The sequence below is a fragment of the Rhodococcus sp. JVH1 genome, assembly GCF_000280725.2.
GTDB classification, from domain to species: domain Bacteria; phylum Actinomycetota; class Actinomycetes; order Mycobacteriales; family Mycobacteriaceae; genus Rhodococcus_F; species Rhodococcus_F jostii_A.
This window is the reverse complement of the sequence record NZ_CP166289.1, coordinates 5,033,947-5,060,859: the sequence shown is the minus strand read 5'-3', so window position 1 is coordinate 5,060,859 and position 26,913 is coordinate 5,033,947. Positions and strand designations below refer to the sequence as shown.

General features: G+C 65.6%; 27 protein-coding genes. 20 read left to right on the top strand and 7 right to left on the bottom strand.

Annotation, left to right across the window (positions count from 1 at the left end; translation table 11 throughout):
* Positions 1-5: 5 nt before the first annotated feature.
* On the top strand, positions 6-1,673 hold the full coding sequence (locus tag JVH1_RS23380; protein ID WP_009475485.1) for an AMP-binding protein: 1,668 nt from the start codon (positions 6-8) through the stop codon (positions 1,671-1,673).
* A gap of 193 nt (positions 1,674-1,866) precedes the next feature.
* Positions 1,867-2,187: a 2Fe-2S iron-sulfur cluster-binding protein gene (locus JVH1_RS23375; protein ID WP_009475486.1), complete on the top strand. Its 321-nt coding sequence runs from the start codon at positions 1,867-1,869 to the stop codon at positions 2,185-2,187.
* Between the two features lies 1 nt (position 2,188).
* Here the strand turns inward: JVH1_RS23375 and JVH1_RS23370 are convergent, their stop codons facing one another.
* A complete protein-coding gene (locus tag JVH1_RS23370) occupies positions 2,189-3,208 on the bottom strand; it encodes a LuxR C-terminal-related transcriptional regulator (protein WP_272943929.1) in 1,020 nt (339 codons plus the stop codon).
* Between the two features lie 178 nt (positions 3,209-3,386).
* A complete protein-coding gene (locus JVH1_RS23365) occupies positions 3,387-4,526 on the bottom strand; it encodes a response regulator transcription factor (protein WP_009475488.1) in 1,140 nt (379 codons plus the stop codon).
* Positions 4,527-4,794: 268 nt separating this feature from the next.
* Between JVH1_RS23365 and JVH1_RS23360 the strand changes: the two genes are divergently transcribed.
* The 4 genes from JVH1_RS23360 to JVH1_RS23345 all read left to right on the top strand — a co-directional run bounded on the left by JVH1_RS23360 (position 4,795) and on the right by JVH1_RS23345 (position 8,561).
* Positions 4,795-5,775 carry a zinc-binding dehydrogenase gene (locus JVH1_RS23360; protein ID WP_009475489.1) on the top strand — a complete coding sequence of 327 codons (981 nt, stop codon included), beginning with the start codon at positions 4,795-4,797 and terminating at the stop codon, positions 5,773-5,775.
* A 55-nt stretch (positions 5,776-5,830) separates the two neighbouring features.
* Entirely contained in the window at positions 5,831-6,361 is a 531-nt protein-coding gene (locus JVH1_RS23355) for a MarR family winged helix-turn-helix transcriptional regulator (protein ID WP_009475490.1), read from the top strand.
* A 219-nt stretch (positions 6,362-6,580) separates the two neighbouring features.
* Positions 6,581-7,735 carry an acyl-CoA dehydrogenase family protein gene (locus JVH1_RS23350; RefSeq protein ID WP_009475491.1) on the top strand — a complete coding sequence of 385 codons (1,155 nt, stop codon included), beginning with the start codon at positions 6,581-6,583 and terminating at the stop codon, positions 7,733-7,735.
* A 28-nt stretch (positions 7,736-7,763) separates the two neighbouring features.
* On the top strand, positions 7,764-8,561 hold the full coding sequence (locus JVH1_RS23345) for an SDR family NAD(P)-dependent oxidoreductase (protein WP_009475492.1): 798 nt from the start codon (positions 7,764-7,766) through the stop codon (positions 8,559-8,561).
* Between the two features lie 73 nt (positions 8,562-8,634).
* Here the strand turns inward: JVH1_RS23345 and JVH1_RS23340 are convergent, their stop codons facing one another.
* Both JVH1_RS23340 and JVH1_RS23335 read right to left on the bottom strand, forming a co-directional pair.
* On the bottom strand, positions 8,635-9,696 hold the full coding sequence (locus JVH1_RS23340; protein ID WP_009475493.1) for a 2,3-dihydroxy-p-cumate dioxygenase: 1,062 nt from the start codon (positions 9,694-9,696) through the stop codon (positions 8,635-8,637).
* Positions 9,697-9,815: 119 nt separating this feature from the next.
* Positions 9,816-10,622: an IclR family transcriptional regulator gene (locus JVH1_RS23335; protein WP_235214660.1), complete on the bottom strand. Its 807-nt coding sequence runs from the start codon at positions 10,620-10,622 to the stop codon at positions 9,816-9,818.
* Between the two features lie 196 nt (positions 10,623-10,818).
* Here JVH1_RS23335 and JVH1_RS23330 point away from each other — a divergent pair, with 196 nt between their 5' ends.
* The 12 genes from JVH1_RS23330 to JVH1_RS23275 all read left to right on the top strand — a co-directional run bounded on the left by JVH1_RS23330 (position 10,819) and on the right by JVH1_RS23275 (position 21,892).
* Positions 10,819-11,883 (top strand): amidohydrolase family protein, encoded by a 1,065-nt coding sequence (locus JVH1_RS23330; RefSeq protein ID WP_009475496.1) that lies wholly within the window; start codon positions 10,819-10,821, stop codon positions 11,881-11,883.
* Positions 11,870-12,853, top strand: a complete 984-nt coding sequence (locus tag JVH1_RS23325; protein ID WP_009475497.1) for an alpha/beta fold hydrolase — start codon at positions 11,870-11,872, stop codon at positions 12,851-12,853. Before JVH1_RS23330 ends, JVH1_RS23325 begins: the two co-directional genes overlap by 14 nt.
* 89 nt (positions 12,854-12,942) lie before the next feature.
* Positions 12,943-14,187: an MFS transporter gene (locus tag JVH1_RS23320; protein ID WP_371113028.1), complete on the top strand. Its 1,245-nt coding sequence runs from the start codon at positions 12,943-12,945 to the stop codon at positions 14,185-14,187.
* Between the two features lie 72 nt (positions 14,188-14,259).
* Positions 14,260-15,453: an NAD(P)/FAD-dependent oxidoreductase gene (locus tag JVH1_RS23315; RefSeq protein ID WP_009475500.1), complete on the top strand. Its 1,194-nt coding sequence runs from the start codon at positions 14,260-14,262 to the stop codon at positions 15,451-15,453.
* Positions 15,454-15,464: 11 nt separating this feature from the next.
* A complete protein-coding gene (locus JVH1_RS23310) occupies positions 15,465-15,743 on the top strand; it encodes a hypothetical protein (RefSeq protein WP_009475501.1) in 279 nt (92 codons plus the stop codon).
* Between the two features lie 43 nt (positions 15,744-15,786).
* A complete protein-coding gene (locus tag JVH1_RS23305; RefSeq protein ID WP_009475502.1) occupies positions 15,787-17,100 on the top strand; it encodes a Rieske 2Fe-2S domain-containing protein in 1,314 nt (437 codons plus the stop codon).
* 60 nt (positions 17,101-17,160) lie between these two features.
* Entirely contained in the window at positions 17,161-17,664 is a 504-nt protein-coding gene (locus JVH1_RS23300) for an aromatic-ring-hydroxylating dioxygenase subunit beta (RefSeq protein WP_009475503.1), read from the top strand.
* A gap of 42 nt (positions 17,665-17,706) precedes the next feature.
* Positions 17,707-18,030: a non-heme iron oxygenase ferredoxin subunit gene (locus JVH1_RS23295; protein WP_202803482.1), complete on the top strand. Its 324-nt coding sequence runs from the start codon at positions 17,707-17,709 to the stop codon at positions 18,028-18,030.
* A 45-nt stretch (positions 18,031-18,075) separates the two neighbouring features.
* Complete coding sequence (locus JVH1_RS23290; protein WP_009475505.1) at positions 18,076-18,858, top strand: SDR family NAD(P)-dependent oxidoreductase; 783 nt, start codon at positions 18,076-18,078, stop codon at positions 18,856-18,858.
* A gap of 81 nt (positions 18,859-18,939) precedes the next feature.
* Entirely contained in the window at positions 18,940-19,860 is a 921-nt protein-coding gene (locus tag JVH1_RS23285) for an LLM class flavin-dependent oxidoreductase (protein ID WP_009475507.1), read from the top strand.
* A gap of 5 nt (positions 19,861-19,865) precedes the next feature.
* Entirely contained in the window at positions 19,866-21,185 is a 1,320-nt protein-coding gene (locus JVH1_RS23280; protein WP_009475508.1) for a CdaR family transcriptional regulator, read from the top strand.
* On the top strand, positions 21,182-21,892 hold the full coding sequence (locus JVH1_RS23275; protein ID WP_009475509.1) for an SDR family NAD(P)-dependent oxidoreductase: 711 nt from the start codon (positions 21,182-21,184) through the stop codon (positions 21,890-21,892). The genes JVH1_RS23280 and JVH1_RS23275 overlap by 4 nt, the downstream gene beginning before the upstream one ends.
* A 16-nt stretch (positions 21,893-21,908) precedes the next feature.
* On the opposite strand, the gene JVH1_RS23270 is transcribed toward JVH1_RS23275, so the two are convergent.
* Positions 21,909-22,694: an SDR family NAD(P)-dependent oxidoreductase gene (locus JVH1_RS23270; protein ID WP_009475510.1), complete on the bottom strand. Its 786-nt coding sequence runs from the start codon at positions 22,692-22,694 to the stop codon at positions 21,909-21,911.
* 123 nt (positions 22,695-22,817) lie between these two features.
* Here JVH1_RS23270 and JVH1_RS23265 point away from each other — a divergent pair, with 123 nt between their 5' ends.
* Positions 22,818-23,858 (top strand): phosphotransferase family protein, encoded by a 1,041-nt coding sequence (locus tag JVH1_RS23265; protein ID WP_009475512.1) that lies wholly within the window; start codon positions 22,818-22,820, stop codon positions 23,856-23,858.
* Between the two features lie 12 nt (positions 23,859-23,870).
* On the opposite strand, the gene JVH1_RS23260 is transcribed toward JVH1_RS23265, so the two are convergent.
* Both JVH1_RS23260 and JVH1_RS23255 read right to left on the bottom strand, forming a co-directional pair.
* Complete coding sequence (locus JVH1_RS23260; protein ID WP_009475513.1) at positions 23,871-24,935, bottom strand: NADPH:quinone oxidoreductase family protein; 1,065 nt, start codon at positions 24,933-24,935, stop codon at positions 23,871-23,873.
* Positions 24,936-24,955: 20 nt separating this feature from the next.
* A complete protein-coding gene (locus JVH1_RS23255) occupies positions 24,956-25,408 on the bottom strand; it encodes a MaoC family dehydratase (RefSeq protein WP_009475514.1) in 453 nt (150 codons plus the stop codon).
* A 151-nt stretch (positions 25,409-25,559) separates the two neighbouring features.
* On the opposite strand from JVH1_RS23255, the gene JVH1_RS23250 reads away from it, so the two are divergent.
* On the top strand, positions 25,560-26,822 hold the full coding sequence (locus JVH1_RS23250; RefSeq protein ID WP_009475515.1) for an acyl-CoA dehydrogenase family protein: 1,263 nt from the start codon (positions 25,560-25,562) through the stop codon (positions 26,820-26,822).
* The last annotated feature ends 91 nt before the right edge of the window (positions 26,823-26,913 follow it).

The window sequence follows — 26,913 nt, the reverse complement described above, 5'->3', positions numbered from 1 at the left end:
CGCGCATGGATGTCATGGAACACGCGGGAGCCATTCTCCCCGAGGACCGCTACAGTGCGAGCACCCTCGAGGCGTTCCGATCGAACGGCTATTGGCGCGACGAGAGCCTGGCCGAGCACGTGGATCGCTGGGCGACTATCGATCCGGACTTCGTGGCTGTCACCGACGGCTACGGGTCACTCACCCGAGGCGAGCTGCGGGCGCAGGCGTACCGCCTCGCGGCGGCACTGAAGAAGCTCGGCGTCGACAGCGGCGACCGCGTCCAGGTCCAGTTGCCGAACTGGAACGAATTCGTCGTCATCTACGTGGCGCTCGCCAGGATCGGCGCGGTACTCGTTCCGACGATGCCGGTGTACCGGCACGACGAGGTCCGGTACGTACTCGAGCACTCCGGCGCCAAGATCTCCTTCGTCACAGAGGAATTCCGCAAATTCCGGTACACCGACATGCTGGCCGAGGTCCGCCCGGAAGTGCCCGGACTCGAGCATGTCGTCGTCGTGCGCGGAACAGCGCGGGCAGGCGAGATCGCGTTCGAGTCACTCACCGTCGGCGACCGCGTCCCCGGTGACGACGAACTCGGGCCGCCGCCGTCCGCCGATGCGGCCCACGCCATCATCTACACCTCGGGAACCGAGTCGCGGCCGAAGGGCTGCCAGCACACGTTCAACACGCTCTCGTTCACCGTCCACGGATTGGGTGGAGACGTGATGGGCCTGAACCCCGCTGACGTGATGTTCATGCCCTCCCCTGTCACGCATGCGACCGGACTTGCCGTGGGTGTTGCGGCACCCCTGATCCTCGGAAGCGGCATTCATCTTCTCGACGTGTGGGAACCGGGCGAGGGCCTACGCCGCATCGCGCAGTTCAAGACGACGATCAGCATGGCGGCGACACCGTTCCTTCAAATGGCGCTCGGGGCCATCGAGTCGGGCGCCGACCACGATGTCAGCTCGATGCGGATGTGGGTCAGTGCAGGCGCACCGATCCCAGAAGCACTCCTGAGGGCGTGGAAGAAGGCACTCCCCGCATGTCTCCTCCTCCCCGTGTACGGCAGCAGTGAGGGACTTCTGGTGACCGCTGTACGCGCGGACGACCCCATCGAGAAGGTGCTTTCCTCCGACGGACGGGCCTTCGACGGGGTCGATCTCGAGATCCGCGACGAGGAGGGTGCCGTCGTACCCGCCGGCGAGGAAGGCCAGATGTTCTATGGGGGTCCGGGGATCTTCCTCGGCTACTGGCGCGACTCCGAACGGACGGCGGCATCGGTCGACAGTCGAGGCTTCCTCGCCTCAGGTGATCTGGGGCGCGTCGACGCAGAGGGCTATCTGCGGGTCACGGGACGGATCAAGGACCTGATCATCCGCGGCGGTATGAATATCTCCGCGCGTGAGGTGGAAGAACACCTGCTGGCACATCCGCGCATCACGGGCGCGGCCGCGGTGTCCATGCCGGATCCCCGCCTCGGAGAAAAGGTGTGCGCCTTCATCGAGGTGAACGGTCCGGCGCCGACCTTGGACGAGCTGGCCGATTTCCTCCGAAACGAGCGGAAGGCCATGATGCAGAAGATTCCAGAGAAGGTGGTCGTCATCGATCAGCTTCCCACCACCGCCACCGGAAAGATTCAGAAGTTCTTGCTTCGCAAGCAGGCGGCCGAACTGACCGGCAACGCGTAACACTTTCCGGCACTGCCGGATACCACGAGCAGGGGCTGTCGCAACGAGGTTGCGCCAGCCCCGTTTCGTTACCCCGATTCCCGACGAAGTAATCTCACCCCAAGGGCGTAGGAAGATCTCTCGTCGAGGTGACGTGTCACCGGGCGGCGCAGGAGAGACTTGGATCACACGAGAGACCTCGAAAGGAATCGAAATGAGCAAGATCACCTACGTGCTGCCCGACGGAAGTGAGTCGACGATCGACGTCCCGACCGGCCACAGCATCATGGACGGCTCGGTCCGCAACAACCTTCCGGGGATCATCGCCGAATGCGGGGGAAGTTGCTCGTGCGCAACGTGTCACGTCATTCTCGATGAAGACTCCACGGGCCTGTTCGACGAGGCCACCGACGAGGAGCGCGATCTGCTCGAATACCTCGAAGGGGTGCAGTCACATTCACGCCTGTCGTGCCAGTTGATCGTCAACGGGCAGTGTGACGGTGTCCGAGTCGTCGTACCGGACACCAACGGCTGACTCAGGTGGTGCGGCGGGACGAGGCGTCGGAGTCGGTCATCTCGAGGTACCGGTAGATCGCCTCCGACCGGTTCATCGCCCCCAGCTTCCGCAGGATCTTCTTGACATGCGATTTCACCGTGAACACGCTGATCACGAGTTCATCCGCAATTTCCGTGTTGGATTTTCCCGCCGCCAAGAGCTGGAAGACTTCGCGCTCGCGCCTGGTGAGTTCCTCGAGGCCCGGTGCGCGGCAATCGGAAGGCAGTGGCACCGGCGACAACGCCGCCGCACCGGCGCCACTCGGCTTTCCGAAAGCGACTTCGGCGTTCGACAGTCCCTCCGCCTCACGACTTTCCTCTTGCAGGCGTTCGAGGATCAACCGTTTCTGCTCGCTGAGCCGTTCGGAGACGAGGGCCCGTTCGAAGAGCGTCCCGAAGCTACCCGCGAAAGCATCGAGAAGGTCTCGCTCGGCGACGCTCGGCTTTCGCTCGTCGGCGCGACACGCGTGAATCAGGCCGATTACCCCCGTGGAGACCGCAATCGGGGCCACGACATACCCGCCGGCACCAAATAACGGGACACCTGGGACGGCCGTGGAGTTCCCCGTCGAAAGCTGCGGATTCGGCAGTACGAGGACTGCAGCGCGTTTCTGGGCTGCCTCTTCCTCCGGCGACCCCGGCGCTATCGCTGTCGACGCCAGTGCAGTCACGTCCGGCGCAGAGCCCTTCTCGAACTGCGTCTCCACGATGGTCCACGCGTTATCGTGAACCTCGGACAGCAGCACCCGGCCGAGGCCGGTCATCGCGGCGGCCTCGGAGCACACACTCTTGGACAACCCGGCCACCGTTTCGGCACCGCGAAGACGTCGAACGGCGCCTGCGAAGTCGGCGGCACCGACAACACCAGACGAGGACGGCGTTGCGTGCAGACGGAGGCGGACCTCTCGAATCTCGACGAGGAGCCGCCCGAAGGACACCTTCTTGTCCGCTGGGATCGACGACAGTCCACGGAGTCCTGCTTCGGTCGCCTCGTCCAGCATGGCGAGCACGAGGCCCGGTGACGCCTTCCGCGTCTCAGTCGGGGACTCTGGCCCGAAACCGAATTCCTTACGCAAGCGGCCGAGAAGCGATGTGGCCGTCTTCAGACCTTCGGCCTCGGCTCGCGACCGTGCCGAGTTCTGTGCCGGTGATTGGCCATTGTTCACGATGGCGTGCCCGTCATCGTCGGTTCTGGTGGGAATAGAGCACCGCCGCCGCGGCCCGCGTAGGCACCCGCAGCTTCTTGAGGATGTGCTTGACGTGTGACTTCACGGTTCCCTCGGAAATCACGAGTGTCTGCGCAATCTGATTGTTGGTGGCTCCGGTCGCGATATGGGACAGGATCTCGCGCTCGCGGAACGTCAAGACCGCGTTCACCTCCACCGCACTGGTCTCGTCCACGATGCGTCGAGGGACGGAGGACCGCACGTCCGGCGGGGGACGCAGGCCCAGTTCCGCCTTCTGCATGCGTTCGAGCATCGAATCGGTGGCGTCGAAGGAGGCCGCGAGTCGCGTCCGCTGCGCGCAGATTCGTTCCCGCAGTACCGCTTGCTCGTACACGAGAGCGAAGAACGTTGCGAACGCGTCCAATCGGTCGCGGTCGTCCGGGTCGAGCGAGTCCCGCACGCCAGGACGATCAGCATGTACGAGGCCTATCACTCTGCCCTTGGAAACTATGGGCGCGGCAACATAGCTGGAGCAGCGTGACACAGCCACGATCTCTTTGAACGTCCGGTGGTCGTCTGCCGGCGCTGGAACGAGGGCGGGCACTCGCCTGCGGACGAGTTCCGTCTCCAGCCGCGCCTCCGACAACGAAAATTCCGCGGAATCAACGAAGTACGAGAAATCCATCGGCGAGCCGTCGAATTCGGGCTGCACGTGGAGTCTCTGCGGTCGCCACAGCGATCCACTGATCGCCGAGATCATGGCGCGCGCGAACGGGAGCGCAGAACAGATCGCCAATGGTGCCGCCTGAACGATGTCATCGGATGCGAGATCCCGTAGCCCGGCCGCGGCGTCGTGGACGGCACGCAACTCGGCGGCACGGCTCATGGCCGCGCTCTCGGCGCACCGCTCCTGGTGTTCTTCGATCCGTACCAGGAGGAAGCACGCCTCCTCGATGTCAGCCTCGGGCAGGCGTCCTTCGGTCAGCGCGTCCCCGAGTTGGTGTCGGGCAGCGGCGAGTGCGACATAGGCATCATTGAAGCTGCAAGCACGGAAACCCGGCCCGAGGATCTTCGCTGCCAGTTCTACATACTCGTGCGCGTGCTGAACGAGGCCCTCGTCCCGCACTGCGACCGACTGCGCTGTCCGACTCATCACGCTCCGTAGTCCAGTTGCCTCACGACGCGGATTGCGTCGCAAGGCAGACGTTCCTCATCCGACAACCCAGTATATGTGACTGCCATCACTAAACACGATTCGCGCACTGAGGGCAAGACGCGCCGCACATAGCATGGAGTGACCAATAGCGTTGGGAGGGTGCGCGTTCCAGAGCTGGCACCAGACACCGTGCGCCTGCCCGGCCGAGCAGCGCTCTTTGCTGCAACAATGTTACCATTAAAAAGGTACGACCGAAAGGAATTCTGTGGACGCCGTGGTTTTACGAGAGTTCGGGGAGCCGGACGTCTTGAGGTTGGAATCGATTCCCGATCCGGTTGCGAGCCCGGGCTGGGTCACTGTCCGACTGAAGGCCGCCGCGCTCAATTGGCACGACGTTCTCGTTCGCCGGGGCAAGTACTCGTCCCCACTGCCCCATGTCCTCGGCGCCGACGGCGCGGGTATCCGCACGGACACGGGCGAGGAGATCCTCGTCCTCCCGTCGCTGTGGTGGGGCGACCGCGAGGCGGCCCCCGGTGCGCAGTGGGAGATCCTCGGCGACCACCAGCGCGGCACTTACGCCGAGCTGGTCCGCGTCCCGGAAAACTGCGTCGCCCCGAAGCCTCGTGGCCTCAATTGGGAACAGTCGGCTGCCCTGCCCCTGGTCGGACTCACGACCTACCGCGCCCTCTTCACCCGCGGACGCCTCCGCGCCGGTGAGAATCTCCTCGTCCTGGGCGCCGGCGGTGGCGTCGCGACGATGGCAGTAATGCTCGCTTCCGCGATCGGCGCCAACGTCACCGTCACGTCCTCTTCTGCCTCCAAGATCACGCAGGCCCAGGAGCTCGGCGCCGCCAACGGCGTCCTTTACACCGACCCCGAGTGGCCGGACGCCGCGCGAGCGCTGTCCCCGGAGGGGCAGGGGTTCGATCTCGTCCTCGACTCCGTCGGGACGTGGGAGCAGTCCATCGCAGCGCTGCGACCGGGTGGCCGGCTGGTCGTGCTGGGGGCGTCGCGCAGCGATCTCGCCAGCCTCGACGTCCGGCCGTTCTACTTCGGCCAGTACGAACTGATCGGAACCACGATGGGCAGCCCACAGGATTTCGCCGGACTTCTGACGCTGCTCGACGCGAAGGACGTTCCTCCGGTCCCCATCAGTGCCGTGTTCCCGCTCGCGGAGGCGGCGGCCGCGCACAAGCATCTCGAGCAGGGAAGCGGATTCGGCAAGGTCGTTCTGTCCCACGGCTGAGAGCGGTGTCTATCATCGACCGCAACGTGGTTCGGTGACGAGGAGAGGACGCTCAGTGGCGAGTGAACCGCCGGCGCCCGCCGACGACGATCGCGGTGATGTGGTCGACTGGATGCGCACCGAATGGGCGGAGTCGCGGGATTCGGCCGAGCTGGAGTTCGCCACGACGATGGCGTTGCTGCGCACCCATCAATGGGTCGTCCGCGCCATGGACCGGGAGCTTCGCTCACTTCGCTTGTCGCGCAACGCATACCTCATTCTCACTTCGCTACAACTGTCCGACGAACACACTCGGACGCTCGGCAAGTTGAGCAAATACCTCATGGTCCACCCCACCACGGTCTCGATGGCGGTCGATCAACTCGTGAAGGCCGGCCTCGTCGAACGCCGCGCGCACACCACGGACCGCCGAACCGTTCTCGCCACGCTGACCCCGGCAGGCATGACCGTGGTCGAGGAAGCGAATGATCTTCTCGCCGGGGTTCGTTTCGGCCTGGCGTCGGTCGATACCGAGACGCTGGAAGCGGTGATCGGACAGCTTCAACAGGTCCGTCGCGCCGTCGGCGACGTCGAAACCGGGAACTGAGCCCAGCCCCTCTTCTCTGCTGACCGGTCGAGTCCGACCACCGTTCCGCGACGAAGTCGCAACTACCTGGTGGACACCCCTTGCCCCAGATGCTTTGTCGACCTACTATTCAAACCTAGAATACTTCTTCAGGGCACGGAACGGACCGTCCGGCTACTCACTGCGCGCCGCGCTTCGTCTTCCCCGTCCCGAGCCAAGCAACGCACAGGAGCGCCTCCGATGGTTTCATTTGCATTCACCGACGAACAGGAAGAGTTCCGGAAGACGCTGGCAGCGTTCAGTGATCGTGTCCTCCTCCCGGGTTACCGCGACCGCGCGGCGTCGACCGAATTCCCCTTCGACATCATGAAGAAAATCGGCGACCTCGGTCTGCTGGGCATCGGCCTGCCCGAGCAGTACGGCGGAACCGGCACCGAGGATCCCGTTCTGCTCGGACTCGCCACCGAAACCCTGGCCTACGGCGACGTAAACATGGCGTCGGCCCCCGTCCAGATCGGCCTCGTCGCCTCCCAACTGGCGCTGTGCCGGGACGAGATTCAGGAGCGTTATCTTCCTCCCCTCATCCGCGGTGAGCAGACCATCGCCATCGCCCTGACCGAACCCGGGTCGGGGTCCGACGCAGGTGCACTGACCACCACCGCAACGGCGGTCGACGGCGGGTGGCGCCTGAGCGGTGAGAAGACAGCGATCTCCTGGGCGATGAATGCCACCGCGGCCCTCGTCTATGCGCGCGAGCCCGGATCGAGTCGCGCTCGGGGCGTCAGTTGCTTCGTCGTGCCACTCGACGCGGAAGGCGTCACCGTCAGCCACATGCCCGGCATGGGCTGTCTGCCGCTGGGCTGGGGAAGCATTCATCTGTCGGATGTCTTGATTCCCGAATCCCACCTTGTCGGTGAACTCGGCAGGGGCTTCCACTCGGTCATGGACCACTTCGACTTCAGCCGTGCCGCCCTCGGTCTGATGTGCCTCGGGGCGGCAAAGCAAAGCCTGGAGGAAGCCGCCGCATACGCCAAGCAGCGGGAGACGTTCGGGCAGCCACTCTCCGAACATCAGGGTCTGGCATTCCAATTCTCCGAACACGCAACATATCTGGAGGGTGCGCGCTGGATCTGCTACCGTGCGCTGTGGCTCCGGGAAACGGCCCAGCCGCACACTGCGCTGGCGTCGATGAGCAAGTGGTGGCCGCCCGTCGTGGCCAAGAACGCGATCGAGTTCGCGATGCGAGTCCACGGCAACCTCGGCTACTCCACGGAATCTCCCCTGCAGCAACGCTACCGCGACGTCACCGCCTACCTCGTCGCGGACGGCACTGCAGAGATCCAGAAGCGGATCATCGCGAAGGACCTTTTCGCGCGCGGCACAGTATCCCTCTGACAACATCACCCCCGAACGGAGTACAGGAATGGGTACGCACGAAATCTCGCCCCCGAAGGAACTGAAGGACAGCAGTGGACTGATCGTGGGCGGCACGGCCGGCATCGGCCTCGCGACGGCTGTGGGACTGGCGCAGGCCGGGGCACCGCGCATCCTGATCGTCGGACGTGGAGCGGAACGCGGAGAGGCTGCTCGGGAGTACATCTCATCCGTCAACTCGGCATGCGACGTGATCTTCCTGTCCGCTGACGCGTCAACCGTCGACGGCGCCGCTCACATCGCGTCCGAGGCCGAGCGGATCCTCGACGGCGTGGACATTCTCGTCTCCACGACTGCCGCCGACGTCCGGCCGGAACTCTTCGCGAACATTCCCACCGACGACATCGCAAGGACATTCAACCAACTTGCGTTGCCGTGCATGTATCTTGCGAGCGAAATCGTTCCCCACATGACAGCGCGGAAGGGTGGCGTGATCATCAACGTCGCCTCGGATGCGGGCAAGACCGCGACGCCGGGCGAATCGGTGATCGGGGCGGCGAAGGCGGCAATTATCATGTTCACTCGCACCCTCGCCATCGAAGCCAAGCGAAGCGGTATCCGCGCCAACGTCCTGACGCCCTCACTCGTCAACGGGACCGCGTCGACCGAACGGATCACCTCCGACGGATTCAGCGCAAAGCTGTTCGCCAAGGCCGCTCAGCAGGCGCATCTCGGCGTTCCCGAATCCGACGACATTGCCGCACTGGCCGTCTTCCTCGCATCGCCGGCGGCGCGCCGCCTGACCGGACAGGCGATCAGCGTGAACGGGGGAATTTCGGCGGCGTGACCCTCCACTCCCTGCACGGAACATGACAGTGGCCGGTGGTTCTCGAACCACCGGCCACGACCGTCGCACCCGGCTATGCGTAGACCGCAAATGCCTTGTTGGAGTTGAAGACGTCGGTCACCACGAGGTCCGACCATTCCCGGCGTAGACGGAGTTCCTCGACCGCACCGAGCATGCAGAACCAGTTCAGGATCTCGTGCTGGCCGGCGTCGACGACTTCTGCGCTGGTGTAGTTGCGCATCAGCGCGAAATCGTCTTCGAGCAGAGCCTTGTAGATGCGCATGTCGGCCTCGGTGTCAGGACGCATGTGCCACAGTTTGTCCGCGAGGAAGGCGTGGGACCAACTGGAGGAGGCGACGAACGCCACCCTGAGGTCGCGGTCGCGGAAGTGCTGCGCGACCGCGCGACCCACTTGGAAACACCGCGCCGGTGTCGGGCCCGCCGGGTCGAGCACCTCCGACTCGATATCGGCGAATCTGGCCAATCCGCCCTTTCGCGCGATGGCGTGCTGCCCATAGCAATTGACGGTAATCGGGATGAAGGGGTACGCCATCTCCGCACCGGCGTTCTCGTAGTCGAGGAATAACTGCGTGTTGAGGATGGCGTGCGGAAAATGCGCGCCGGCGCGTTTCTTGTACGAATAGGCCATGTCGAATCCGCGCTCGATCAGGCCGTCCGTGAGTTGCCTGGCTCCGGACACGTCGCCGTGCATCACGATCTCGAAGTCGTCAGGCTTACCCCAGTAGTTCGGACTGCCCCTCTCGTTCATCACCTCGAACGCGGGCACCTCGAGGTCGCCGTAGGCGAGCACGCAGAACGGGGGCACCACCTCCTCGCGGAAGTTCTCGTACTGGTCATCGCCCCAGACCACGACGACGTCGGGGGCGAACTCGTCGATAGCTTCACGCACCCGAGTCAGATTCGACACCAGTTCCGCGCGATGTGCGGTTGCGGCGGCCGTTCCGCCGTCGTCCGACCATTCGCGGCGCATCCGGTCCGGCCAATGTGCCGGGTCCTTCTCATCCGCCGGGATATCCGGATCGGTGAGGGTCCATCGAAGCAGACCTGCCATGTGCTCGTCGGTTCCCGCCAACAGCGGGTAGTGCGTCATGCCGAGAGCGAGGAAGTCTCCCATTGGCCGTCCTTTCTGAGGTGGCGCCTCGGCACCGTCACACGCGCCGGGCGTATCGCTCCCCATCGTGTGACGTGCGCGTGCTCCACGCACAGCAAGTTCCAGTGCCCGGAACGCGGTGATCAATCGTCGAACGGAAACAGATCTCCCCTACCCTGGGCGAGCATCTGGGTGGTGTCACTACAAATGCGGTGCGCAGTCAGCTTCACGGCGTTGATCACCGACTCCGAAACCTGCTTCGACGAGTCGAATTGAACGGCGACAGCACCCATCGGCCGGCCTTTGATCAGGACGGGCGCAGCGATGTTGCCCAGGCCGAGAACCACACCATCCTTCTGGACGGCAACTCCCGATACCCGCACCTGCTTCAATTCTTCGCGAATCCGGGCCGGGTCCGTGATGGACTTCGGCGTGATTCCGACGAGGGGGCCGGACAGCAGTTCGGTGAGCTCGTCTTCACGCAGGTACGCCATCATCGCCCGGCCCATCGCGGACAGGTGCGCGGGGATCCGGGTGCCCACCTCCCCGATGGGCCGCGCGTGATCCACGGCGAAGAGCGCCTGCAGCACGACGACCTCGTTGCCCCGGAGCACCCCGAAGTGCACGGATTCCTTCGACCACGCCTGCAACTGCGCAAGATGCGGCAACGCCACCTCACGCATTCCGTCCACCGGCATAGAAGAAACCAACTGCAGCAGCCGAATGCCGAGCCTGTACCCCGCACCGTGTTCCTCGATCACATCCAGCTCACCCAAACGCTGCAGCAATCGGTGGACCGTCGACTTGGGCAGACCCGTCTTCCTGCTGATCTGAGTCAGTGTCAGCACCCGATCACGCTCGTTGAACGCTCCGATGACCAAGAACGCTTTCGCCAGGATGGAGGGAGGCGTACTCTCCGCGCCACCGACGTCTTGCTTGTCTTCTGCCATGTGCACCATCCGGGCCTCCGCACTCTCCGCTCCGCCGACCCACGGGGAAACCCACTGTAACGGCGGTCACAACGTGCCGGCATTCAGGGTACGGGTTTCACCGCCCGGTTCCAGCCCCCGGAACAGCGGCCGCCGCCGTCTCGGGTTACCACCTAACGTTCCCTCGAACAACAGGTTGCGCACGAAAGGAGACCTCGTGGTTCCACCCGGCACCATCGATGTGCATGCGCACTACTTCCCCCCGGGCGCTCCTCCTGCCGAGGTCATCGCAGGTTTTTCGCGAGCACCTCGATTGGTGGTCGACTCTCCGGCAGAGGGAAGGCTGGTTCGCGGGTCCGACAACTTCCGCGTCGTCCGGCGCCCACTCTGGGACGTACGGGCGCGTCTGGAGGACATGGATCGTGCCGGTATCGGGGTGCAGGCGATCTCTCCCGTTCCGGTCACACTGGCGTACGGTGCCCCGGCCGCACCGTTCGCCGCGTACTGCCGGTGGATCAACGAGTCCATCGCCGGCGCGGTGGCAGAAAGTAACGGCAGACTCATCGGCATCGGAACCGTCCCCCTCGGGTCACCTCCCGGCTGCCTGGCCGAACTACGTTACCTTTCCGAGGTTTTGGGTCTTCGCGGCGTCGAGATCGGCACGCGAATCAATGGAATGGAGTTGGACGACCCGGCGCTGGCGTACTTCTTCGACGCCGCCGACAGCCTCAGGCTCGCGGTGCTCGTCCATCCCGTCGACGGCGGCGGCGGCGCGGTGCGCCGTTCCGGATTCACCTACGACTTCGGACTGGGGATGCCGTCGGACACCGCGTTGGCGGCCACCGCGCTCGTCTTCGGCGGGGTTCTGGACCGCCATCGAGGACTGCGCATCGCGATGGTCCACGGGTGCGGCACCTTCCCCTGGGCGTACCCGCGACTGCGCCTCGGCGCGCAGATTGCCGCCACCCACCTCCCCGAGGAGCTGGACCACCTCGTATCGCGGCTGTATGCAGACACCTTGGTGTTCGATGCGGCCCACCTGCCGGCATTGGTGCACCGCTTCGGCTCGAACAGGGTGCTGCTCGGTAGCGATCACCCGTTCATCCCGGGTCAACCCGAAGGTGGACTGGCGGACTTGGACTCTGCGGCACAGTACCTGCCGCCCGGAACGGTACCGAGAATCCTGCGCGACAACGCACTCGAATTCCTCGGACTGTCCTCGGGCGCGCTCGTCACCGATCACTTCTCACCGATAAAGGAAGATCACTATGGCACTCACTGATGAAAATCTCGTCGACGTTCCCGGGCTCGCCAGCCGGTGGGTCCGACTGGCGAACGGCGCTCGCGCGCATTACATGACTGCCGGCACGTCCGGCCCCGCCGTGATCCTGCTCCACGGCGGCCTACCCGGGTCGTCGGGTCTCGCGGGATGGCGCTTCATGGCTCCTTACCTCGGCGAGAACGGTTTTCGCGTCTACTGCCCCGACATGCCGGGCTTCGGCCTGTCGGACACGCGGGAGGAGTACTGGCCGGACGGCATGGAGTCCTTCGTCGACTTCATCGACCAGTTCGCCACCGCGCTGTGCCTCGACGAGTTCCACCTCGCGGGCAATTCCATGGGTTGCATGAACACGGTCAACTACACCGTCGCACACCCGGACAAGGTCAAGAGCTTCATCCTGATCGCGGGAGACGTCGGCGACGTGGTCCCGGAACATTTGACACCGCCGGCGGGCGAGTTCCGTCTCACCGCCTACGACGGCACACGCGAGGGAATGCGCACGATGATGGAGGCGATCATCCACCGCGGCGAGGCGATCAGTGAGGATCTGATCGACATGCGTTACCTCTCGGCGAGGGACCGGATGGACGCGCACGCGAAGTTCTGGCCCACTCTCCTGCAGTACCGCCGGATCACCGACTGGACAGACGAGAATCGCGCCGCCCGTCTGGCCACCAAGGGGCGTCTGGACCGGTTGAGCACTCCGGGGCTTTACCTGTACGGCCGCCAGGACATCCTGACTCCGGTCGAGTGGGGATACGTCCAGGAAGACCACCTGCCCAATGTCCAGTTCTTCTACCCCGACGAATGCGGCCACCAGGGCCAGACCGACCGGCCCGACTTGTTCAACCCGGTCTTCCTGGAGTTCTTCCGGGACGGCACGGTCTCGGGCGACCTCGCCGATGCCGCCGGCGTCTCCGATCGCCGCCCCGAACTGCCGTTGATCGATCGCTCCCTGGTCCCTGCCTGACTTCTCCACCGACGGCCGGCTCCGAATCTCAGGATTCGGTGTCGGCCTTTCGGCCGTTTCACCCCCTCGCGAAACCTAGGACGTGTTCGATGTCTGTGCCGCACACTGCTTCGACCGGAAAGTCACCAACCCCCACGACGGAGGCGCGGGAACCCGGTCGTCGTGACCGGACCTGGCTTTCAGTCTGCGCGGCAATGTTCGTGGTGGCGTGGGGAGGTAATCAGTTCACGCCGTTGCTGACCATGTACCGGGCGGAGCGCGGGTACAGCGAACTCGCCGTAAACACGCTGCTGTTCGCGTATGTGATCGGCTTGATACCTTCGCTTCTGCTCGCCCATCGACTCGCCGAGCGGTGGGGCCCCCGGGCTCCCCTGGTCCTCGCCGTGCCCGCGAGCGCACTGGGTTCGATCCTGGTCGCGGCTGGGTCGCACAACCCCGTTCTGATGTTCGCCGGGCGAATGTCGACCGGCGTGGCACTGGGCATCGGGATGGTGCTCGGCGGGCTGGCGCTCGACTCGCTGACGAACACACCCGGCCGCGCTCCACGAGCGTCGGCGATGAGTCTGACCAGCGGATTCGCCGTGGGCGCCGGCGCCGCGGGCGCCCTCGCCCAGTGGGCACCCGCGCCGACCACTGCGCCTTATGCCCTGCACGTGATCCTCTGCGCTGCCGGTGCGGTGCTGGTCGTGCGATTCACACCGAAGACAGCACGCACACCGGCGGTACCGCCGGGCAGGGCGCCGGCGCGAACACCACTCCCCGGCGCATTTCATCTCCTGGTGATCCCCGCGGCTCCGTGGATCTTCGGCGCGCTGGGTATCGCCTACGCGGTCCTCCCGTCCATCGTCGCGCCCCAACTGAACGGCTTCGCCACTGCTTTCTCCGGACTGCTATGTCTCCTCAGTCTGGGTTTGGGCTTCCTCGCGCAGCGGCTGGTCGGGACCGCCGAACGGCGAACGGGTCCGGCGCGGCCGACAGGAGTGGCACTCGTTGTAACCGGCACGCTCGCGGCCGCCGGCGCCGCCGCAACCGAGGCGCTCTGGCTGGCCGTGGTCGCCGCATCAGTGCTGGGGATCGGCTACGGGTTGACGTTGGTCGGTTGCCTGCGCGACTGTGAGCGATTGGCTCCGCCCGGCAGGTTGGGGACCATGACCGGGCGGGTCTACTGCCTCGGCTACCTGGGGTTCGGATTACCGACCGCGATCGCTTGGCTGCACAGTTCGTTCGCGATCGGCACGGCGGCGACATTGTTGTGTATGGCCGCGGCGGCTGTCGTAACCAACGCTGGAGGAGCGGCCGTACTGCGCATCGTGCGACGAGTGCATCCGGGCTGATCTGCACTCTGAGGTGTTCCAGCGGCCGGAACTACGCACCACGCGGGCGCGCGACGTCGCTACGTTTCGACTATGTCCTTCCTGATCGTCGGCGCCTCGGTTGCAGGCACCAGAACAGCAATCGCTCTGCGGCAGCGCGGTTTCGCCGGGCGCATCGTGCTCCTCGAGAGCGAGGAGCACTGGCCGTACGACAAGCCCCCGCTGTCCAAGGATCTTCTGGCCGAGGGAGATGTTCCGGACGTGCCGCGCCTCCTCACCCCCGACCTCGCAGCAGAGTTCGACCTCGACGTCCGGTTGGGCGTGCGCGCCACCCGCCTGGACCCGGCACGGCGGGTGGTGCTCACCCACACCGGCGAGCAGTTCTCCTACGTGCAATTGGTGATCGCGACCGGCGCCCATGCGCGGTCCCTCCCCATTCCTGCCGTACCGGGGGTTCACACGCTGCGCACGCTCGACGACGCGACGGCTCTACGGGACGCTCTCGCCGGAAGGCCCCGCGTGGCCGTGGTCGGGGCCGGATTCATCGGCGCCGAATTCGCCTCCGCGGCGAGAGGCCGGGGACTCGACGTCACCCTGATCGAGGCACTCGACGTCCCGATGAGTCACATCTTCGGCGACGAGGTCGGTCATGAGATCTCCTCGATCCACACACTGGGCGGGGCAAAGCTCGTCACCGGAGCGCGGGTCGAGCGTTTCCTAGGCAGCGAGCGGGTCGAAGGGGTCGCCCTCGCCGACGGAACTGAAGTACCCGCCGACCTCGTCGTCGTCGGCGTCGGCGCAGTACCGAATACGCAGTGGCTCGGGGGAAGTGGGCTTCCCATCGACGGCGGGGTGCAGTGCACCGACCGCTTCGAGGTCGAAGGCTTCCCGTCGATCTTCGCCATAGGCGACCTCGCTCTGCGTCGGCATCCGCTGTTGGGTGTGACTGCTCGGATCGAGCACTGGACCAGTGCCGGCGAGCAGGCCGACGCCGTCGCCGCGATCGTCACCGGCGGCGAGCCTCCTGCACCGCAGCTTCCGTACGTGTGGTCCGACCAGTACGGCTCCCGGATCCAGATCGTCGGGATGCCGTCGCTCGGCGAACTCGCCCACCGTGAGGGGTCGATGTCGGAGGGCCGGTTCCGTGCCGTCTACACCGACGCCGACGACAGGCCGATCGCCCAGGTCAGCGTCAACGACGCCCGAGTCGTCGCGGCGTTTCGCAAGAACCACCGTCGCGGCGGGAGTCTCGGGGACCTCGTCGGCCAACAGACCCCCGCCCGATAAGGAAGGTAATCATGCGTCAGATCCAGCATTTCAAAGGCGGCCCGGACAAGATCCTGCACATCGAGACCGAGGGCTGCAAGGTCAACCTGATCATCGGGACCCACGACCTGAGCAACGAGGTCTTCACGACCGTCGAAATTCTGCCCGCCGAACCGGACGACGACGGAAGAAACTGGATGGCAATCGGCCCCACCGCCGTGCTGGTCGTTCCGGCCACGGGCTCCGATCCCGACAGTTGGCTCTTCCGGGACCTCGCCGCAGCCAATCCCGCCGTCACCGACCAGCACTGACTCCCGCCGCCGCAGCCCGCACTCATCAGAACGGATCATCCTCATGACCGCAGAGCAATTCATCATCGACGACCGCGAGAACAACCTCTTCCGGGTCAACCGTGAAGCCTTCACCTCTGAAGACGTGTTGCAGCGCGAGCGAAAAGAGATCTTCGGCAAGACGTGGCTCTACGTCGGACACGAGTCCGAAATTCCAGGCAAGAACGACTTCCAGACCCGGGACGTCGGCGGCCGGCCGGTGATCTTCAACCGCGACCGCCACGGTGACGTCCGGGTGCTGCTCAACACCTGCCTGCACCGCGGGTCCTCCGTCTGCCGGCACAGCTCCGGCAACGCCAAGATCTTCACCTGCTTCTACCACGGCTGGGCGTACCGGAATTCGGGCGAGTTGGTCAACGTGCCCGGCAACGAGGACTACAAGAGCGAGCCGGCGGCCGTGTACAAGGGCCTGCAGTCCCCCGCACAGGTGGACTCCTACCGCGGGCTCTACTTCGTGAACTTCGATCCCGACGCACCGGATCTGCTGACGTTCCTCGGTGAAGCCCGCCACTTCATCGATCTGGCAGCCGATCAGTCCCCCGAAGGCGTCGCCATCCTGGAGGGAACGCACAAGTATTCGCTGAAGGCCAATTGGAAGCTCCTCGTGGAGAACAGCATCGACGGATATCACGCCAAGTCCGTCCACCACACCTACTTCGAGATGATGATGGAACTGGGTGCCACACCCCCGATGCTCGGCAAGGACACCGTCAACGGTGTCGCGCCGGCCGGTATGGGCACCGAGTTCCCGAACGGGCATGCCACACTGATGTATCCGGCCAACGCACTGCCGCTGGCAACCGACAGTGTGAAACAGACCCTCGCCGGCCTTCGATCACAGGCTGAGCAGGCGTTCGGTGAGAACTACGCCAACGCGATGTTCGGTCTCGCACGAAACTCGGTGTTCTTTCCCAGCCTCATCCTGATCGACCTCAGCTTCGGACTGACGCTGCGCACGTTCTACCCGGTCAGCGCAGCCGAAACCCTCGTCACCGGCTGGCAGATCATCCCCAAGGGCGTCGACGAGGAGTTCGTCAAATATCGCATCAACAACGCGCTCACGTTCTGGGGACCGGCGGGGCTCGCAACCCCGGACGATGTCGAGGCGCTCGAGCAGGCCCAGAAGGGGTTCGGCGCACGCGGCGAGGTCGGCTGGTCCGACGTGTCGAAGGGAATGGGCAAGCCCGTCCCGGCGGCCAACGACGAACTGCAGATGCGGTCGTGGTGGCGAGAATGGAACAGGCGCATCACCGGAGAACAGCTCCCCACCGAGGGAACGTCCTTCGTCCCCTTCGACAAACAGGGTGTCGATGCCTGACCTCGCTGGATCACACCGAATCATCCACAACGCAGCTCGTCATCTCAGAAGGACATCCCTATGACTTCCGTATCGGAGACACCGTCCATCACCACTCGTAGCGCAGTCGAGGAGTTCCTCTTCCACGAAGCCGGCCTGATCGATCGATGGCGGCTCGAGGAGTGGCTCGATCTGTTCACTCTCGATTGCACGTACGAGGTGCCCGCCACGGACCGTCCGGACGCAGACCCCGGTCTCACCTGGTCGCTCATCCACGACGGTCGCACCATGCTCGAACAGCGCGTGATCCGCCTAAAGAAGCCCGAAGCGCACGCCGAGTTTCCGCATTCTCAGACGAGCCGGATCGTCGGCAACGTGCAGATTCTCGACGAAACCGACGAATCGATCTCCGTCACCGCAAATTTCATCATCAACCGGGCAAAGGCCGGCAAGTTCGACACGTACGTCGGCCGATACGAGTACGAGCTCGTCCCCCGGAACTCGTCGTTCCTGATCCGTCGAAAGCGTGCCGTTCTGGCTCACGACATGCTCGATCCCCAGGGCAAGATCAGCTTCATCATCTGAACGCATCCGCGCTTTACGAGAGGGCCGACCATGGCACCAGAAGTGTCCACCGAAGCACTGATCTTCGCGTGCAACGAGGACGATCTGACCGACGGTGAAAACCTCCGGTTGAACGCGGATGGCGGGATCGCCGTCTTTCGCGTCGACGGCGAGTTCTTCGCCACGTCCGACTCCTGCAGTCACGAGAAGTGGTCGCTGGGCGAGGAGGGCGAGCTCGAGGGGTACGAGGTGCTCTGCACGCTCCACATGGCCCGGTTCGACGTCCGCACCGGGGCGCCCCTGTGCTTTCCCGCGGTTCTCGCACTGAAGAAGTACCGAACTGTCGTGACCGACGGCCGGGTGTACATAGCACCGAACGAAGACTGAACGCTCTCGCGTGCAGCGCATTCCAGCGGAAGGTAATACCACAACATGAACAGGTTCAAAGGCCGGACCGTGGTTGTCACCGGGGCCGGCAGCGGCATCGGCCGCGCCATCGCCGTGCGGCTGGCGGATGAGGGTGCCGATCTCGTTCTCGGAGACCTCAGTGCGGACGCCGTGGAGGCGGTCGCCGAACACCTTCGCTCCGGCAACGCGGCGTCGGTGACCACGGTCGTCGGAGACCTCTCGCAACGAGAGGATGCCGCCGACCTCATCCGGAGGACGGTCACCGAACGCGGTGCGATAGACGTGCTGGTGAACTGCGCGGGCGGCGGCGTCATCCTTCCGACGTTCGACCACACCGAGGAAACATTGCGGGCCACCATCGACCGCAATCTCTGGACCACCCTGTACACCACGCTCGAAGCACTACCCCACATGGTGGACGCCGGATACGGCCGGATCGTCCACATCGGAGCCGAATCTGTACGCAATGGTTTGTACCGGCACGCGATCTACAACGCCGCGAAGGGTGGAGTTCATGCATTCGGAACCGGGCTCGCGCGGGAGTTCGCGGATTCCGGAATCACCGTGAACACGGTCGCTCCGGCATGGATCGAGACGCCGGAGGCCGCCGCCAAGTTGGCCTCCGCACCGCCCGAAGTGAAAGACGACATGGCGATATTCGGCGCCCAGATGCGCACCCTCATCCCGATGGATCGCCCTGGAACGGTCGAAGAAGTAGCGGCCACAGTTGCCTTCGTCGCGTCCGAAGAAGCGTCCTACGTCACCGGTCAAGTGATCAGCGTGAACGGTGGCAGCTCGATGCTGTGACCGCGGCGTTGCACACCCCGGCCTTGCCATCCGCTGGTTGAAAAGTTTATGGTCAGTCCATTCGCATGAGAGGAGATCAGCGTGTCGATCAGAGTGGGATTGTCGGTCACCGACGCACTCCTTGTGCCGAAACCCGCAGATCGGCGGCTTCTCCTCGATTCCGCGGCAGAGGCGGGGATCGACCACATCACCGTCGGTGACCACATCAGCTTCCACGGCGGTACCGGGTTCGACGGCATGGTGTCGGCGACGTCCGTGCTGTCGGCCCACGACACGCTGTCGGTGATCATCGGTGTCTACCTGCTCGGTCTGCGGCATCCGATGCTCGCTGCGCGCCAGATAGCGACGCTGTCGCAGATCGCTCCCGGCCGGTTGGTCCTCGGCGCCGGTGTGGGCGGCGAGGACCGCTCCGAGATCTCGAACAGCGGGGTCGACCCCAGCACCCGCGGCCGTCGCCTCGACGAGACCCTCGACGTATTGCGCGCCGTCCTCACCGGCGAGGAGGTAACGCATCACGGCGAGTTCTTCACCCTCGACCGCGCGCGCATCCTGCCGATGCCTCAACCGCAGGTGCCGATCCTGATCGGTGGCCGCGGCGAATCCGCCATCCGCCGCACCGCCCGGTACGGCGACGGCTGGCTCGGTATCTTCTGCACTCCGCGGCGCTTCGCCGAGACGCGAACCGCGATCCTCGACGCCGCAGCGAAGGAGAACCGCGCTCCGGATTCGTTCGGTGTCAACGTGTGGTGTGGCCTCGACACCGATGCCGCGGTCGCAGATCGTCTGGTCGGCGAGAAAATGCAGGCGCTGTACCAGTTACCGCGCGAGAAGTTCCGACATCTCGCACCCGCCGGCACCCCCGAGCAGGTGGCCGAGTGGCTGAACTCGTTCGTCGAGGCAGGCGCCGACAACATCACCCTGGTCCCGGCAACCACGTCGATGGAATCGGCCATCGAGCACACGGCCTCGGTCCGCGCGCTGCTCCTCGACCATCACCGCTGACGTCGATGCCCACCTCCGACGAGCACAGCGGCCGTAAGCATCTGCCGCTCAGCATGTTCGACGAACTTCTCGACGACGCCGCCGTCGCGGTCGACTGCCTGTCCGCTATCGTCCGGGTCTGCTCCGAGGCCACCGGAAAGGCGGTGACCCTGTTCGATCGCAAGGGCCACATCGTTGCGTCCACCCGACCCGAGGCGGCCAGGCAGACCGCGTTCCCACCACTCGGCGACATCGTGGGCGGGCAGCCGACCCCGACCGGCGCGGACCCCGTCCTCATCGCTGCCGAACTGGGCACCGGGTTGTCGCGGCGCAAGATCCTCAGCGCGATCGTCGAACGCGGTGAACACCTCGGATGGCTCGTCGTCGACGAACAACCCACGCCGTTCGTTCCCACGGACGAGTACGTGACCCTCCGCTGCGCCCGTCGCATCGGGGCGCAGTTCCTCACTCAGCGTCGAATCACGCGGGTCGCCTGGAACGCCCGGTCGAATCTCGCCCGCCAACTCGTTCGCGGCTCCGGCGCCTGGGCCGATCTCGCGGCCGGTGCCGAATACCTCGGTGTGAACGTCCACGCCCACCGCGCCCTGGTGTATGTCCGCGAACCCGAGGGAGCGCCCGACGATCTGGACCGCACCCTCGCCGAGTACACCGAGCGGGCGCTCGGCCTGGAGGTGCTGTCGACGCGCGGGTCGGAGGGAATCCTCCTGCTCATCGAGGCGCCCGCGCATGCCGCATCGCCGACCGTCGTCAGGCGCATCACCGCGACCCTCGAGGCCGCGGTCACCGAACTGAGCCCGACGGGCGGGTTGATTGCCGGGGTGTCGTCCGTGTACGAACCCGATTCGTTCGTCCGCGCATATCGGGAGGCCCGGGAGGTCGTGCGCTGCATCGACCGTTTCACCGACGGAACCGGACACCGCGTTCTCGCCGTCGACGATCTGGGACCCGCCCGGCTGTTCCTGGCGAACGGCGAGGTGTCGGCGATTCGGCACTTCATCGACGACATGCTCGGCCCCCTCCTCGACGACGATGTCGCGTCGGCCGAACTGATTCGCACACTGGCCGTCTGGTTCGAGGAGAATCGCGGCATGCGCCGCACCGCCACCAGGCTGGGCGTGCACGAGAACACGGTCCGTCTCCGGTTGTCGCGGGTGCACACCCTTACCGGTCTCGACGTCACCGGCGACGCGACCCATCAACTGAGCATCCACACCGCACTACTCGTCCTTCGGCTACGCGACTATCCGGCACTCCACGCCGAAAGTCGTTGCGCCGATGCGAAGGACGACACCGCGTCGCTCACCGACGAACGGAGAACCGCATGACCGACCCGCGCCGCCGCAAGGCCCTGGTGACCGGTGCCGCACACGAGGGCGGGATCGGCAAGGCCATCGTCGCCCGCCTCGAGGCCGACGGGATGGAGGTCGTCACTCTCGACTGTTCACCTGGCTGCACGTATCAGGCCGACATGTCCGCCGACGAACTGCCGGCACTCGACGACATCGACGTCTACGTCGCGAACGCGGGGCTGACGACGATGTTCGGTGCCGCGCACAGCTTGTCGATCGACAAGTGGCGGAAGGATCTCGACGTCAATCTCACCGGGACCTTTCGAGTGCTCCAGCAGTGCCTGTCGGGAATGCGGGAACGGCGGTACGGGCGCGTCGTCGTCATCTCCAGTACCGCAGGCACGCAGGGCATGCCGGCCCAGGTCTCCTACAGCACCACGAAGGCCGGCCTGCTCGGTCTGGTCAAGACCGTTGCGGCCGAGAATGTCGCCCTGGGCATCACCGCCAACGCGGTCCTACCCGGAATGACCGCCAGTTCCGGCATCCTGTCCATGCCGCAGGACATCCAGGACGCGTGGCTCGCATCGATGCCCAACGGCTTCGTCGACCCGGCCGACATCGCGGACGCCGTCGCGTTCTTCGCCTCCCCTACGGCTCGCAGTGTCACCGGCCAGTTCCTCACCGTCGACGCCGGCGACGGACTGAACACCCGCACGGTCACGTCCTCGGTGGCACAGCGCTGACGGCGCCCGCGCGCACTCAGTTCACCAGCACGCCCCCGTCGACGGGGAGACTTACCCCGGTCAGGTACGCGGACGCGTCGCCCGCCAGGAACACCACGACCGCGGCGATGTCTTCGGGATCGCCGATGCGTCCGAGGGGAATCTTGGCATCGATGATCTTACGTTTGTAGTTCTCGCTGTAGTGCGCGGTCGCCTCCGACGGAAAGACCCCCGGCAGAATGGCATTGACGCGTATTCCACTCGGCCCGAGTTGCGCGGCGAGGTCGCGGGTCAGGCCGAGGACGGCCGCCTTGCTCGCGCTGTATGCGGCGGCGGGCATCTTCGCGGTCGTGAGAGCCATGACGCTGGAGACGTTCACGATCGAACTGCCCGCCCCCATCACCCGCGCGCACGCCTGGATCATCCAGTAGGAGCCGTGCAGGTTGACATCGACGACGGACCGGAAGTGGTCGGGCGAATCCTGCGTCACGTGGTGGTACTCGCCGCCGGTGCCCGCATTGTTGACGAGGACGTCCACCTTCCCGAATGCGTCGATGGCGGCATCGACGAGCCGATTGCACTGATCCACCTGCGTCACATCGGTCTCCACCGCCACCGCGCGGGGGTTGTATTGCCGCACCAACTCCGCGGTCGCGGCCAGTTTGTCGCCGCGCCGGGCGCCGAGGACGACGTCCGCGCCCGCCTGCGCCAGCGCGAATACGTAGGCCACGCCGAGTCCGGAGGATGCTCCCGTCACGATCGCCACCTTCCCGCGCAAGGAGAATCGCTCCAGCATGTTTCGGTCATCGGCGGTATTCGACATAGGCAACCTCTATCACGCAGTCGGGCGGCAGCCGAAGCATCGAATGGAACGCCACTGTGGGTTTCTTCAGCGGCAATCGCTTCCGTGTTTGCGGTGTCGGCATACCGGCCCGATCGTGGACTCGTGACGGAACTCGACGTGAACACTCTGACCACACGGGCCACCGAGGCGGCCGGTCGCCGGTGGCCGGGAGCCGTGGTGTCCGCACCCTCGGCGCTACCGGGTGGGGTGTCGAGCCTGACGTACCGGGCCACGCTGACGCGACCGGGCCTGCCCGACAGCGAGATAGTCCTCAAGATGGCTCCGCCCGGGCTGGAACCGGTCCGCAACCGCGATGTGCTCCGCCAGGCGCGCATCATCCGTCTCCTCGGCGCCGCGTCCGGCGTCCGCGTTCCGTCGATTCTCTTCGAAGAGGACGGGACGGCCGAACGACCGCCGCTCTTCGCCATGACTCTCGTCGACGGACAGTCCTACGAGCCGCTGCTCGATGTCGCCGACTCCCCGCCCTCGCCCGGCGCAGTCACCGCCCGCGCCCATGCGGCCGCCCGCATGCTCGGCCGCATGCAGAACCTCGATCCCGTCGCGCTCGGAGTCGGCGACGAACCCGTCGTCACGGTGCAGGAGGAACTCGGGCGGTGGCAGCGACTCCTCGACACCGTCGACGACGACATCGCACCCCGGCACGCCGAACTCCATGCCGGTCTCGCCGAACGGGTCCCGGCACCGGTCGCACCCACCCTGCTGCACGGCGACTACCGACTCGCGAACATGCTGTTCTCCGGCAAAGACCTCGCGGCGATCATCGACTGGGAGATCTGGTCCGTCGGCGATCCCCGCACCGACCTGGCGTGGTTGCTGATGCACACCGACCCGGTCCACCGGTTCCGGCGGTCCCGTCCCACGACCGATGTCGAGGCCGGCACCGGAATGCCCTCCCGCGACGAACTGTTGGGCGCCTACCGCGCCGAGCGTGACGTCCCGGTTCCCGACCTGGACTGGTTCCTGGCCTACTGCCACTACAAGACGGCGTCCACCATCTCGGTCTTCGTCAAGCGCAACCGGAAACGCCCCGATCCGGACCCGGCCCTGGTCGTCGCCGCCGACAGCCTCGCCGCGGTGATCGAGCGCGGCCTCACCGTCCTCGGCGCACCGGTGGCGCCCTGAGGACCGACGGCATCAGGCCGACGACACCACCTCCGTGACATTGCGAGGTACCACCTCCGTGACATTGCGAGGTACCACCTCCGTGACATTGCGAGGTACCACCTCGACGACAACCTTCCCCGTCGCGGCGCGGTCGTCAAGCGCGCGCAGGGCGGTCGCCGCCTGCTCGAGCGGGAACGTCGCCCCGACGAACGGCCGGATCGCGCCCTCGGCGGCGAGTCCCTCGACGGCGTCCCGGACCATTCGCAGCGTCCCCGGATACTCGGTTTCCATGTTGTCCATGGTGATTCCCGTGACGGTGAGGTTGCGGTGGAGGAGCCGGTTGACCTTCACGGTCGGGATCGAACCTCCCGTGAATCCGACGACGACGAGCCGCCCGCCCTGCCGCAACGAGCGGAGCGAGTCGGTGAACCGGTCACCGCCCACCGGGTCGATCACGACGTGGACGCCGCGCCCGTCCGTCAGATCGCGGACGTCGTCGAGCCAGGGTCCGTCCGACCGGACCACCGCGTGTGCACCGCATCGCCGGGCCACCGCGGCCTTCTCGGCATTCGAGACCACAGCGATCGCCTTCGCGCCGAAGGTCTCGGCGAGGTCGAGTGCGGCGGTGCCCACCCCGCCCGCTGCGCCGTGGACGAGGACGTACTCCCCTGGCTGAATCTGCGCTCGATGAAATGCGTACCAGGCCGTCGAGTAATTCATGTACAGGGCAGCGCCTTCGACGAATGACATCGCCGCCGGGAGCTTCACCGTGTAGTCGGGCAGAGCCAGCGCGCGGTCGGCGAGCGCACCGTGCCAGACGATTCCCCCGACCCTGTCGCCCGGCCGGAAATCGGTCCCGGCCGGTGCCTCGACCACGACACCGGCGAATTCGCTGCCACATACGTATGGTGTCGGCACGCCGTTCTGGTACTTGCCCCAGGTCTGCAACGGGTCGATGAACGACAGACCGGCGGCGTGCACGTCGACGAGCAGCCGCTGTCCGTCCGCGCGTGGGTGGGCGCCGACAGGTTCCGGCACTTCTGCCAAGGTGGCGGCCTCGGGGCCGGTTAAGTCCTCGACGACGACTGCGCGCATGGACGTCACTCTCCTCGTGTTCAGTGGAAGTAGGCCACGACCGCGTCCGCGACGCAGGCGGGCTTGTCGGAGCCCTCGATTTGGAAGGTCTGACGGATCGTGAACCTGTATCCGCCGTCGATCGGCCGCGCATCCTGCAGTCGCGCCGTCATGCGGATCCGGGAGCCGACCCGGACAGGATTCAGGAACCGCACCGAATCGAAGCCGTAGTTGAGGCCAAGCGAGTGCCCGTTCATCTCGAAGATCTCGTAGAGGAACTTCGGCCCGAGCGACAGGGTGAACATCCCGTGGGCGATCGTGCCGCCGAATCCGGCCTCCCGGCCCCGCTCGGGATCGAGGTGGATTCGCTCGAAGTCCTCGGTGTCGTGCGCGAACGCCGTGATGCGGTCCTGGGTCACGTCGTGCCAGTCCGTCGTGCCGAGGTCGGTGCCGACCCTCGCTGTCAACTCGTCGATACCGTTCAGCTTCAGCATTCCCGCATGCAACCACGGAATTCCCCACGATCAATGGAGTCGTCCTCACCCGCACTGGAGAAATCAACAGTGCGGCGCGACGACCTCCTGGCCGCGGATCCCGTCGCTCCCTAGCGTCCGAGACATCGGATCCCGAATCGGAGGACGCCCCATGGACTGGACCATTCCCGACGACGTGCAGCAGTTCGTCACCGACCTCGACGCGTTCATCGACCGTGAGATCGTGCCGCTCGAGGCCAAGCACCCGCAGTTCTTCGATCACCGCCGCGAGTACGCGCGCACGGACTGGGAGCGGGACGGGTTTCCGAAGCAGGAATGGCGCGAGTTGCTGCTCGAGGCACGGCGTCGATCCGATGCCGCCGGCTTCTTCCGGTTTCCACTGCCGCGGGCGCTCGGCGGGAACGACGGCAGCAACCTCGCGATGGCCGTCGTCCGCGAACACCTTCTCACCCGGGGTTCGGGCCTGCACTTCCCCCATTCCGACGAGGCGTCGGTGGTCGCGAACCTGCCGCTCGCCCTCGTACTCCACGAATACGGCACCGCGGAACAGCGGGAGCAGTACCTCGAACCGCTGATCCGCGGCGACATCGAGATCGCGTTCGGACTCACCGAGCCGGGGCACGGCAGCGACGCGACGTATCTGGAGACGACGGCCCGGCGCGACGGCGAAGACTGGGTGATCACCGGGGCGAAGCGCTTCAACAGCCTGGTCGACTGTTCCGAGGTCGACCTCGTGTTCGCACGCACGTCGGGGCAGGCGGGCAAGGCGGACGGGATCACCGCGTTCCTCGTGCCGACGGACGCCCCCGGCTTCTCGGTGCCGTTCAACCACTGGACGTTCAACATGCCCAGCGACCATTCGGAGGTCCATCTCGACGACGTGCGGGTGCCCGCGGGAGCCGTGGTCGGCGAGGTCGGCCGCGGACTCGACTGCGCCCAACTGTTCGTTCACGAGAACCGCATCCGGCAGGCGGCGTCTTCGCTCGGCGCCGCGCAGTACTGCATAGACGAGAGCGTGCGGTACGCGCAGGAACGGGTCGTCTTCGGCAAGCCCCTGCACGAGCACCAGGGCATCCAATGGCAGCTGGTGGAATTACAGACCGACGCGGAACTGATCCGCAACACGATCTACAAGACCGCCGCGATGATGGACGAGCTCGGGAAGACGGCCGTCACCGACAAGGTCGCGATGGTGAATCTGCGCAGCAACCAGCTCGCGTGTCGGGCCGCCGACCGCGCGATCCAGATCCACGGCGGTGTCGGATACACCCGCCACAAGCAGTTCGAGCACATCTACCGCCACCACCGCCGCTACCGCATCACGGAAGGTACGGACGAGCTCCAACTTCGTCGCATCGCGAGCAGGATGTTCGACTTCGGGTCTCGGCGGGGAGCGACTGTGGGAACCGCTTGAGGCCGTTTGGTCTGTCCTTTGCATTTGGCCTGTCCATATGCTCTCATGCTGTGACGAGCGCCACTCAGGTGGCTCGCCCGCACCCCGAGTA

Coding starts and splice junctions, on each gene's coding strand:
- JVH1_RS23380 (WP_009475485.1), top strand. CDS start 6: ATGGATGTCATGGAACACGCGGGAGCCATTCTCCCCGAGGACCGCTAC.
- JVH1_RS23375 (WP_009475486.1), top strand. CDS start 1,867: ATGAGCAAGATCACCTACGTGCTGCCCGACGGAAGTGAGTCGACGATC.
- JVH1_RS23370 (WP_272943929.1), bottom strand. CDS start 3,208: ATGCTGGACGAGGCGACCGAAGCAGGACTCCGTGGACTGTCGTCGATC.
- JVH1_RS23365 (WP_009475488.1), bottom strand. CDS start 4,526: ATGAGTCGGACAGCGCAGTCGGTCGCAGTGCGGGACGAGGGCCTCGTT.
- JVH1_RS23350 (WP_009475491.1), top strand. CDS start 6,581: ATGGTTTCATTTGCATTCACCGACGAACAGGAAGAGTTCCGGAAGACG.
- JVH1_RS23345 (WP_009475492.1), top strand. CDS start 7,764: ATGGGTACGCACGAAATCTCGCCCCCGAAGGAACTGAAGGACAGCAGT.
- JVH1_RS23340 (WP_009475493.1), bottom strand. CDS start 9,696: ATGGGAGACTTCCTCGCTCTCGGCATGACGCACTACCCGCTGTTGGCG.
- JVH1_RS23335 (WP_235214660.1), bottom strand. CDS start 10,622: ATGGCAGAAGACAAGCAAGACGTCGGTGGCGCGGAGAGTACGCCTCCC.
- JVH1_RS23325 (WP_009475497.1), top strand. CDS start 11,870: ATGGCACTCACTGATGAAAATCTCGTCGACGTTCCCGGGCTCGCCAGC.
- JVH1_RS23320 (WP_371113028.1), top strand. CDS start 12,943: ATGTCTGTGCCGCACACTGCTTCGACCGGAAAGTCACCAACCCCCACG.
- JVH1_RS23315 (WP_009475500.1), top strand. CDS start 14,260: ATGTCCTTCCTGATCGTCGGCGCCTCGGTTGCAGGCACCAGAACAGCA.
- JVH1_RS23310 (WP_009475501.1), top strand. CDS start 15,465: ATGCGTCAGATCCAGCATTTCAAAGGCGGCCCGGACAAGATCCTGCAC.
- JVH1_RS23305 (WP_009475502.1), top strand. CDS start 15,787: ATGACCGCAGAGCAATTCATCATCGACGACCGCGAGAACAACCTCTTC.
- JVH1_RS23300 (WP_009475503.1), top strand. CDS start 17,161: ATGACTTCCGTATCGGAGACACCGTCCATCACCACTCGTAGCGCAGTC.
- JVH1_RS23290 (WP_009475505.1), top strand. CDS start 18,076: ATGAACAGGTTCAAAGGCCGGACCGTGGTTGTCACCGGGGCCGGCAGC.
- JVH1_RS23280 (WP_009475508.1), top strand. CDS start 19,866: ATGCCCACCTCCGACGAGCACAGCGGCCGTAAGCATCTGCCGCTCAGC.
- JVH1_RS23275 (WP_009475509.1), top strand. CDS start 21,182: ATGACCGACCCGCGCCGCCGCAAGGCCCTGGTGACCGGTGCCGCACAC.
- JVH1_RS23270 (WP_009475510.1), bottom strand. CDS start 22,694: ATGTCGAATACCGCCGATGACCGAAACATGCTGGAGCGATTCTCCTTG.
- JVH1_RS23260 (WP_009475513.1), bottom strand. CDS start 24,935: ATGCGCGCAGTCGTCGTCGAGGACTTAACCGGCCCCGAGGCCGCCACC.
- JVH1_RS23255 (WP_009475514.1), bottom strand. CDS start 25,408: ATGCTGAAGCTGAACGGTATCGACGAGTTGACAGCGAGGGTCGGCACC.
- JVH1_RS23250 (WP_009475515.1), top strand. CDS start 25,560: ATGGACTGGACCATTCCCGACGACGTGCAGCAGTTCGTCACCGACCTC.